The following is a 9,008-nucleotide window of genomic DNA, read 5'->3' on the forward strand; positions in this document are numbered from 1 at the left end:
CCGCAGAGGTTGACGGGGACGTCACCGTCGGCGACCAGCTGGTTGCCGCCCAGGACCGATCCGTTGCCGGAGGTGGCCGTGTCCGACTCCTGGTCGTCGACCGCGGCGCCGCTTCCGGTGCACTGGGCCCCGGCGAGGCCGAGGACGGCGACCGCGTTGCCGCAGACGTTGATGGGTGCCTCAAGGTCGGCCACGATCTGGTTGCCACCGAGCAGGGAACCGTTTCCGCTGGTCACGGTGTCAGCGTGAGCGGTGGCTCCACCGGTGGCGGTGAGGAATCCGGCCGCCACGAGTGCGGCGATCCGGGCGTGCGTGTCGTAGGTCATCGCGTGTCCTTTGGTCAGCGAGAAGGTCGGCCAGCTGCTCGTGGACCGCGGACGGAGAGCTTCGTGCTCCGGGAAGGCCGGGGAGAAGGCACGCCCGCCGGAGTCGGCGGGACGGCTGCGCGCAGGGGCGCACGGACCGGCCGCGGTCGTGTGAGGACGCGGCTAGTCGGGAGAGAAGGAGGGGTCGTCCGCGGCGTCGCGGACCACCAGGTCGGGGTCGCCGGGAAGGGCGACCCGCTGGGCCCGGGGAGCCAGGTGGGCGATCCGGGTCATGAGGAATCCGGCCGCACCGGGCACGGGGAAGGACGGGGCGGTGGCGCCGGTGGCGTCCGCTCCGGCCTGGTGGTGGGCTCCGCCCGCGATGAGGCGGATGCGCTCACCGCGGTCGTCGCTCGGTTCCCCGCCGTCGTCCTCGTCCGTGGCGGCGCGCCAGACGGACGGGTCAACGGGCATGCGGAGGACCGTGTCCGCGACCGTGCGGCCCGTGTCCGTGCCGAGTTCGTCGTCGCCGCTCTCGGAGCGCGTGGCTCCGGACACGGCCGGTGCGACGGAGAGTTCGTCGGAGGCACCGATGACGGGCAGGCCGAGCGGCGCCGTGGTACCCACGGCGTCGTCGATCCCGCCCCGAACGGCGCGCGTGGAGTCGGCCAACCCCTCGGTGACCGCTCCCACGAGGTGACCGTCGCGCAGGGAGGCGTCAGTGGACTCCACGACGTCGTGGCCCCTGAGCGCGAGACCGCCGATGAGGTCCCCCGCGCCGTGCGCGGTGCCGTCGACGACCCTGCTGGTGTCCTCGACGGCCCGGTTGGCCGCGGCACCGGTCCCGGTCCTGCCGAGAGCGGCGGTGACGCCGGTCTCGCGCAGGGTGTCGGTGGGCAGCGCGGCGGCCTGGGGCACGACGGTGTCGGCGAGCGACTCGGTGGCCGAGGACGCGCGTTCCGTGGCGTCGGAGAGACGCGCGCCGCGGATCTCCTCGGCGGCGGCCTGTCCCACGCGTTCGGCGTCGTCGTCGACGTCCAGCACCTGGTCGACCAGGCCACCGGGCTCGGGGGCGGTCTCGCCGTGGGCGACACCGATCCCCCCGGCCAGCCATGCGACGGTGACGATGCCGGACAGGAGCAGCAGTCGGCCGTAGGGGCTCAGGGTGATGCGGGCAGCGCGGCTGGTCAACAGCCACTCCCGGCCCGCGAGCACCATGGATGCCCCCCGTTTCGCTGCTACTGGACGGTCCCGTGCGGTGATCCCGCCACGGACGCACGTCGGTGTCGGTACACGCCCGCGGAGGCGGGCGGAGAGCCCGATCACCTTCGAACTCGCAGCAACACTAACATCACGTTCGGTGACTGCGGGCCAGAAAAGGAACCGCGCCAGGAAAGTTCTTGGCGCGGTTCGACGGGGACCACCCCGCAAAGGGGACGGAATCAGCTCATTCCGACGAAGCGGTCCAGGACACGGACCCCGAACCGGAGCCCGTCGACGGGGACGCGCTCGTCCACGCCGTGGAACATGCCCGCGAAGTCCAGCTCCGGGGGCAGCCTCAGGGGGGCGAAGCCGTAGTTGCGCACCCCGAGGCGGGAGAAGCTCTTGGCGTCCGTCCCCCCGGAGAGGCAGTAGGGAACGGCCTTGGCACCGGGGTCCTCGGCCAGCAGGGACTCCGACATGGCGGTGACCAGGCCGCCGTCGAAGGAGGTCTCGACGGCGGGCAGGTGGTGGATGAACTCGCGGCTGACCTTGGGGCCCAGCAGGCGGTCGATCTCGGCGAAGTACTCCTCCTCGGTACCCGGCAGGAAGCGGCCGTCCACCTGGGCGGTGGCCTCGCCCGGGATGACGTTGGCCTTGTAGCCGCCGCCCAGGACGGTGGGGTTGAGGGTGTTACGGAGGGTGGCGCCGATCATGCGGGCGATCGGCCCCAGACGGGCGACCGTGGCGTCGACGTCCCCCTCGTCGAAGGGGATGCCGAACTCCTCGCAGATCTCCTCCAGGAAGGTCCGCACGGTCGGGGTGAGCTGCACGGGGAACCGGTGCTCGCCCAGGCGGGCGACCGCCGCGGCCAGTTCGGTGACGGCGTTGTCGGCGTTGACCATCGAACCGTGCCCGGCGGTGCCGCGCGCGGTCAGCTTCATCCAGGCGATGCCCTTCTCGGCGGTCTCCACCAGGTAGAGGCGCCGGTTCTCCTTCACGGTGAACGAGAAGCCGCCGACCTCGCTGATCGCCGAGTCGCAGTCGGCGAACAGCTCGGGGTGCTCGTTGACCAGGTACTGGGCGCCCCAGGTGCCCCCGGCCTCCTCGTCGGCGAGGAAGGCCAGCACGATGTCGCGCGGGGGACGGCGCCCCTCGCGCAGGCGCTGGCGCAGCATCGCCAGGACCATCGCGTTCATGTTCTTCATGTCGACCGCGCCGCGGCCCCACACGCAGTCGTCGGCGATCTCGCCGGCGAAGGGGTGGTGCGTCCAGTCCTCCGGAGCCGCCGGGACGACGTCGAGGTGTCCGTGGATGAGCAGCGGGGGGCGGGTGGAGTCCTCCCCCGTGATCCGCGCCACGACGTTGCTGCGTCCGGGGTGCTTCTCGTAGATCGTCGACTCGACGCCGACCTCGTCGAGTCTGGCCGCCACGTACTCGGCGGCCTTGCGCTCCCCGGGCCCCGAATGGTCGCCGTAGTTGGAGGTGTCGAACTCGATGAGCTCCCGGCACAGGTCGACCACCTCGACCTCGGCCATGCTCAGGTCCCTGTCTGGCTCTGCCATCTGACGCTCCCTTGCAGCCACACCTTCTGCCCTACTTGTTCCCCTGACCCTGCCACGGTCTCCCCCGGTCGGAAAACATGGTTCGTGCCGCTCCGGACCTTTGCTATGGTTGACCTGTCCGGCGCGGCAGCGCCGAGCACGCCCGGTCCGGGTGGCGGAATAGGTAGACGCGCTAGCTTGAGGTGCTAGTGCCCGTTAAGGGCATGGGGGTTCAAGTCCCCCCTCGGACACGAACCCTTCCTCCACGGGAAGAGTTGAACTCGCGGTGCGGGTCGAGTCGAATCTCGGCCCGCACTTTGTTTTGCACCGGGTGGTAAGCGCATCCGCAGGCCCAGCCCCCGGTACAGCTCGGCCTCGTCCTTCCGGTCGGCGCTACCGAGTACAGCGGTGATGTCACCCAGCGCGTGAACCATCCTCATCACGTCTTCCCTGTTGGTCTTCTGCGGTGACCGGCCCACACGGGCCAGTCCTGCCTCAGCGGCCGACTTCTCGGCCTGGGTCTCCTTCATCCACTTCGTGACCTCCACGGGATCGGCTCCGGCCTCCAGAACGGCGCGGTGCCGGGCCAGCTTGCGATCGCATGCGGACAGCTTCTCCCGAAGCCGCGCCATCTCGCGGGCCACCCCGGTGCCCCGCTCCTCGTCCGCGCCCATGAGGGCGTCCACCGTGGTCGCGATCCTGCCTGGGGCGAACTCGGCGGCGATCCACGCGTCCAGCGTCGGGACCACGTCAGCCTCGCGCAGGTAGACGTTGCGCGGGTGATGGACCCTGTTGGCCAGCGCGTACTCCTCCGGGAACCGGCAGCGGTAGTACGCCTGACCGTGGGACCACTGCCCCTGCATCCTGCGGTCGCACAGGCAGCACTCGAAAGCACCCCCGGAACAGGTAGGGGTTGCGGGTGCGGCGCGTCTTGCGCTCCCCACCTGGGCTCCGCCCTCGCGGACCCATCAGCGCCTTCGCCTGCGTGAAGTCCGCGTGAGTGACCAGCGGATCATGGACCCGGTCCCGGGACCAGATCCACTCGTCGTCCTCGTTCCACCTCAGCAGGGTCTGGTGACCGAGCTGGACGTCGTTGACGTCGATGAGGACTTCGTCCTCGCGCTGTTTGGCCAACACCTGATGGCCGGTGTAGCGGGGGTTCCTCAGGATCGCCCGTACCGCGCCCTTGGACCAGGCGATGCCGGAGCGGTGCCGGTTGCGTTTCCGGTCATGGGCCGAGGGTGAGGGGATGCCGCCGTACACCGACATGATCAGCTCGTGGGCCTCGTTGGCCGGGTCGATGGGACCACCGATCTCGGGCACCCGCAGCTGAACGCCGTAGTGCTCGAACACCGGTGACGTCATCGTGAACTGGCTGCCGTAGAAGGCGCGTTGCGGTTCGCCGATCACCACGGCCTGGAAGCCTCGGTCGGGACCCGCGCCGGACATCGACGCCAACCTCCTACGCGAGCGGGGCTGCTTATTCCACTGCCTGCCGAACGGGATCGGTCAACCGCGCCGCCACGGCGGGATTCCCGATTGCGGAAGTACCCCCCGTCGCTGCACTCCGGCGCCTCCTTCGGCAACGGCCGGTACCGGTACTCCCGGTACGGCCCGTGGGGACTCCAGTCCCCGACGAAGGGGCGCAGCTCGTCCGGAGTGGGAGCTGCGTCGAAGGACTGGCTCCGCAGCCCTGAGTCGGATCGGCCGGGGTCCCAGCTTCGGGCGGTTTCCTCTCCCCACTGCGCCCACTGCCTCAGCCGCTCGGCGTGCTCAGGATCGGCACAGCCGCCGGACTCCTCCTCCAACTCCCGACAGAACCGCCGGATCTCACCGACCGTGGTCCACGATTCCACCGCATCGCGGAAGAGCGCGTTGCGTTTCGCCACGACGGCTCGGCTTCGGGCTTCGGCCATCGCCTTCTCCCACGCGGCGCGCTCTTCACGGTCCCGGCGCTCCTGTTCCTCTTCCCACTCCCTGAGCCGGTGCTCCCGGGCGCGCTTCTCCTCGTGTGCGGCCTGTGAACGGTGCTCCAACTCCGGAACAAGAGCCCGCACCCGGTTCTCCAGCCGGCGCCGCCCCTTGTCGCTCCAGTCGGCGCATTCGGCGTACGTCTCCGGTGAGACCCCGAGTCGCAGCCGACCGGTCCACCTGTGCTCGTACTCCGGCGGATGCCACCGATAGCGGTCGCCTGAGCGCCTGAACCCCGAGGGCGTCGGTTCCCCACCCGCTCCTGGTCCTCCGTGACGGTCAGGTCATACTGGTGACCGTCGACCGTGACGAACAGGCCGGTGTTTCGGGGCTTCCTGGTCAGCACAAGCCGGTAGCCACTCTTGCTCACCGCGGTGCCGACAGCTATCGCGCGAGGCAGCATCTGCTCGGACACCTGAACCATCGAAGGATCACGACGGCGCTCGTCCACGATCGCCGCTGTCCCTGTACAGGTAGTGCCGGCGCCACCCCGGATCCGGTTCCACTCTGTCTCGCCGCCGTTGGCCGGATCGATCAGCTGGATGATCAGGTCTCCGGAACTGCGCCCGGTGTGCCGGAGCGATTTACCCGCCGGGACGAGCCCGTCCCGCTTGGCACGATCGAGTGCCCTGCGGTAACGGGCCCGGGTCACGGGATCCGGGTTCTCGATGTGCAGACCGCCTTCGGCCGCGTTCAACTGCTCGATCAGCTTCGCGGCGTCGCTCCCAGCACTGGCCTGCAGGCTCTCAGTCTCTGCCTGCTTTGCGCTGGCGGAAGGTGTCCGTCGTCGGCGGGATGACGGCCGGGGCCGTCAAGGGGTGAGTGCGACGCTCATGCAGGTCGAGGCCCCCATACCGCGTAACCGATCACCCCCACGGCGGCGAACACGAGTGCGGTGATCATCGCCGCGGCGCTGTCCGCGGGCTGCACCAGCCAGGTCAGTACCCGCAGCGCATCCGAGTCCGCCTCGATCGGCACGTTCGCCAGTACGGTTGCCCCGAAGGGAAAGGACCAGCCGAACGAACCGCCGGCCAGGGCCGCGCCGATCCCGGCCAGACCGACCAGACCAACGGCGTCTCTGACGATCACTTCGGTCTGCAGATGGGAATCGGCCAATACGTCCACCGCAAGGGGGCCGGCCGCTGCCATCGCGGCGAGGGCGACCAGGTGCGCGGCACGCCGTGGCGGCCAGGTGAACGAAGCCGTACGCTCACGTGCGGCATCGAACCCGCACAGACCGGCCGAAGCCGCGGCCACCCCCAGTACCATCGTCACGCTCATCAGTCGGCTACCGATCTGGTCGGCCCCCCACCAGAGGGTGAGTCCCCACAGAAGGACGGCCCCGGCCAGGAACACGAGCAGTACGATCGGTAGCTGCCGGGACCGCGTATAGAGGGTCAACCATCTCATTGAGGGTTCACCCCTTGGGTGAGGAGATCGAGCTGGCCGCTCTCGCAGGTGAGTCCGGCCTCGCGCACGGCGGCGACCCGGCGTATCTGCTCCTCGCGCGGTAGGGACCGCAGCGTTTCCCAGGCCGGGCGCACCATTTCCTGATAGGCGGAGCTATCCTCGGAGATCCACGGGTACAGGATCGGCATCGGCTGCAGTTCCGCACCCAGCAGCCAGTTGGCCGTGACGATGCGCGCGGAGATCTCCGTCTCCTCAACGCCGCAGGCCGGGGTTCCGGCGCCGGCGAGGAGCGCCATAAGCAGCCCGTCCGCTCCATCGGACTCCCCTTCTCCACTCTGCTCGAACTGCATCAGTATGTCGGAGCTCACCGAGACCGTGTCCGCGGTCCGTGGCAGCGAAGCCTGCTCCTCATCACCGAAAGCGGGTACTTCCTCCACCGAGGTCGGCGCTTCCGGAAGGACTGCGAGCTTGGCGAGCGCCTGCCTGGCGGTACCGGCCAAATCGTCCAGCAGGTGCTCGTGCGCCCGGGTTACGCACACCCGCGGCCCGTCCTCGTCGCACACCAGCGCCGCCGCTTGGGTGTCGTGGGGGTAGGCCGCGCTCGCCTGGCCCGGTAGCAGGACCATGGCCAGCACACCGCCGAGGAGACCGGGCACCGCTGAGGCGATCCTCGTCCAAGAACCCCGCGCTGCCAGCAGGATGAACCCGGTCGCGGCGATACCGAGGAACCACAGCGCCTGGGCAAGGCTCACCTGGTGGGCCACCAGCCTGTAGGCGCTCTCGGCACCGTCGAGTCCCGGTGAAAGCAGCGCTACTTTCATGCGCCACGGGTCGGAATCGGCCTCTACGGAAATCTCGATATTCAGCAGCAGCATGACCAGCGCGTAGCCGCCGACCGCCACGAGCGGCGGCGTCACCATATACGGCAAGAGGTGGCCGAGCCCCATTCCCAGCAGGCTCCCCGCGACCAGCGCGAGAACACCGACGACGAACACGGCCAGCCAGGAGAGCGAGAAATAGCTGGTGGCCGAGGCCACCTGCGCCGCCCCTACCGCGAATAGCGCTGTGTAGGCGACGGTCAAGCCGATCGCCACCGCTGCCGCGAGCGTCGCCGAGCGCTGCCACGAGGATCGCGGCGTGCTGGAAAGTACCTCGTCCATCCGCGAACGGCGCTGCCGAGTGCCCTGCCAGGCACCGAGGCCGACCACCACCGGCCAGGTGAGCATGAGCATGAACCGCTGCCATTGCGCGAGTCCCTGCCACTGCTGGTCCCACGCGCCGGTCCCCTTGGCCCAGGGGCCGGGGAGCAGGTACAGCAGGGCCAGTGTGAGCACGGCCAAGGCCAAGCAGGTCCACGGTGCGGTTGAGCGGCGCAGCTCGGTGCGCAGAATCCTCGTGCTCATCGGGCTCCCTCCCCGGTGGCGTGATGGCGGGCCAGCAGGGCCGAATATCCCCGCTCGCTCGGGCTGTCACCGAAATCGGTGCCGCTGCCCGCAGCGGCGAGATCGGCCGCTCGCCCTTGGAACACCAGGCGCCCCTCATCGACAAGTGCCACATCGGTGCACACGGTGGCGACGTCCTCCACCAGATGCGTCGACACCACCGTGCAGGTGTCCTCGCTCAGCCCGCGCAGCAACTGCCTGAACTGCATGCGCTGCGATGGGTCCAGGCCCGCGGTCGGCTCATCGAGCAGCAGGATCCGCGGGCCGTTCACGATGGCCTGGGCGATTCCGGCCCGGCGCGCCATGCCGCCAGAGAGCGTTTTCATCCGGTCATCGGCCCGGTCCGCCAGACCGACTTTTTCGATGGCATGCTGCACCGCATCGGCTATACCGCTCTTGGGTACCTCCTTGAGCCATGCCATGTACTCGACGAACTCGCGGACGGTGAACCTGCGGTAGAAACCGAAGTCTTGCGGCAGGTACCCGATCTGGCGCCGTATGCGGCGCATATCGACGCGCCCTCTGACGGACTCGCCGAGCAGCTCCAGTCCACCGCCTGACGGGCGCAGTACCGTGGCCAGCGCCCGAATCAAAGTGGTCTTGCCTGCCCCATTGGGACCCAGTAGGCCATGCACTCCCGTGCCGAACGTCAGATCGATCCCGTCCACGGCCATCCGCCGCCCGGCGGCGACCCGCAGTCCTTCGGCGCGGATCTCCCAGGCATGGTTCGCCGGGGCGGTCTCGGCCGCCCCCACCACGCGTGCCATCACATCTCTCCTGTCTTCTCCACCTGCTGGGTTTCCGGCTTGAATTCCGGCTGCTCTCATATCCGGACGAACGACCTGGCGCGCAGTATCAGCACCGCGGCTGCGACCGCGAAGACCGCGCCCCACACCGGAACGGCCACCGGGGCGACCGCTACCGGCAGTTGCGACGTCAGCAGGCCGGGGGCGAGCACACCCAGCGACCACAGCGTCACGACCACAGCGGCAGCGCGCTCCAACCTGATGACGCTGCCGAGCGCAAGGGTTACGGCCGTGCAAGCCAGACACGGCAGTAACCAGACCACCGATGACGTGCCTGTGGTGAAGCCCGCGACGACCAGTACCGGCAGCACCACCGCCAGCACGGCTAAC

7 protein-coding genes and 1 tRNA gene are annotated in these 9,008 nt (G+C 69.4%); 1 reads left to right on the forward strand and 7 read right to left on the reverse strand.

The window, feature by feature from the left end; all coding sequences use genetic code 11:
- The 3 genes from D455_RS29030 to D455_RS0103370 form a co-directional block, all read right to left on the reverse strand.
- On the reverse strand, nucleotides 1-326 hold a 326-nt coding region (locus D455_RS29030; RefSeq protein ID WP_017569357.1), incomplete at its 3' end, for a chaplin family protein.
- A gap of 162 nt (nucleotides 327-488) precedes the next feature.
- Nucleotides 489-1,523 carry a hypothetical protein gene (locus D455_RS0103365; protein WP_017569358.1) on the reverse strand — a complete coding sequence of 345 codons (1,035 nt, stop codon included), beginning with the start codon at nucleotides 1,521-1,523 and terminating at the stop codon, nucleotides 489-491.
- A 224-nt stretch (nucleotides 1,524-1,747) separates the two neighbouring features.
- Nucleotides 1,748-3,070: a M20/M25/M40 family metallo-hydrolase gene (locus D455_RS0103370; protein WP_026122271.1), complete on the reverse strand. Its 1,323-nt coding sequence runs from the start codon at nucleotides 3,068-3,070 to the stop codon at nucleotides 1,748-1,750.
- A gap of 145 nt (nucleotides 3,071-3,215) precedes the next feature.
- On the opposite strand from D455_RS0103370, the gene D455_RS0103375 reads away from it, so the two are divergent.
- Nucleotides 3,216-3,300 (forward strand) — tRNA-Leu (locus D455_RS0103375).
- A gap of 499 nt (nucleotides 3,301-3,799) precedes the next feature.
- Here D455_RS0103375 and D455_RS0103380 read toward each other — a convergent pair.
- The 4 genes from D455_RS0103380 to D455_RS0103395 all read right to left on the reverse strand — a co-directional run bounded on the left by D455_RS0103380 (nucleotide 3,800) and on the right by D455_RS0103395 (nucleotide 8,639).
- Complete coding sequence (locus D455_RS0103380) at nucleotides 3,800-4,498, reverse strand: recombinase family protein (protein ID WP_026122272.1); 699 nt, start codon at nucleotides 4,496-4,498, stop codon at nucleotides 3,800-3,802.
- Between the two features lie 1,353 nt (nucleotides 4,499-5,851).
- Complete coding sequence (locus tag D455_RS0103385) at nucleotides 5,852-6,430, reverse strand: hypothetical protein (RefSeq protein WP_017569360.1); 579 nt, start codon at nucleotides 6,428-6,430, stop codon at nucleotides 5,852-5,854.
- A complete protein-coding gene (locus D455_RS0103390) occupies nucleotides 6,427-7,833 on the reverse strand; it encodes a hypothetical protein (protein ID WP_017569361.1) in 1,407 nt (468 codons plus the stop codon). The genes D455_RS0103385 and D455_RS0103390 overlap by 4 nt, the downstream gene beginning before the upstream one ends.
- Nucleotides 7,830-8,639 (reverse strand): ABC transporter ATP-binding protein, encoded by an 810-nt coding sequence (locus tag D455_RS0103395; RefSeq protein ID WP_026122273.1) that lies wholly within the window; start codon nucleotides 8,637-8,639, stop codon nucleotides 7,830-7,832. Before D455_RS0103395 ends, D455_RS0103390 begins: the two co-directional genes overlap by 4 nt.
- Nucleotides 8,640-9,008 lie beyond the last annotated feature (369 nt).

Source organism: Nocardiopsis halotolerans DSM 44410 (genome assembly GCF_000341065.1).
GTDB lineage: Bacteria > Actinomycetota > Actinomycetes > Streptosporangiales > Streptosporangiaceae > Nocardiopsis > Nocardiopsis halotolerans.

Excerpts from the sequence above, each read along its gene's own strand:
- D455_RS0103365 (WP_017569358.1), bottom strand. The coding sequence starts at position 1,523 with ATGGTGCTCGCGGGCCGGGAGTGGCTGTTGACCAGCCGCGCTGCCCGC.
- D455_RS0103385 (WP_017569360.1), bottom strand. The coding sequence starts at position 6,430 with ATGAGATGGTTGACCCTCTATACGCGGTCCCGGCAGCTACCGATCGTA.
- D455_RS0103380 (WP_026122272.1), bottom strand. The coding sequence starts at position 4,498 with ATGTCCGGCGCGGGTCCCGACCGAGGCTTCCAGGCCGTGGTGATCGGC.
- D455_RS0103390 (WP_017569361.1), bottom strand. The coding sequence starts at position 7,833 with ATGAGCACGAGGATTCTGCGCACCGAGCTGCGCCGCTCAACCGCACCG.
- D455_RS0103395 (WP_026122273.1), bottom strand. The coding sequence starts at position 8,639 with ATGGCACGCGTGGTGGGGGCGGCCGAGACCGCCCCGGCGAACCATGCC.
- D455_RS0103370 (WP_026122271.1), bottom strand. The coding sequence starts at position 3,070 with ATGGCAGAGCCAGACAGGGACCTGAGCATGGCCGAGGTCGAGGTGGTC.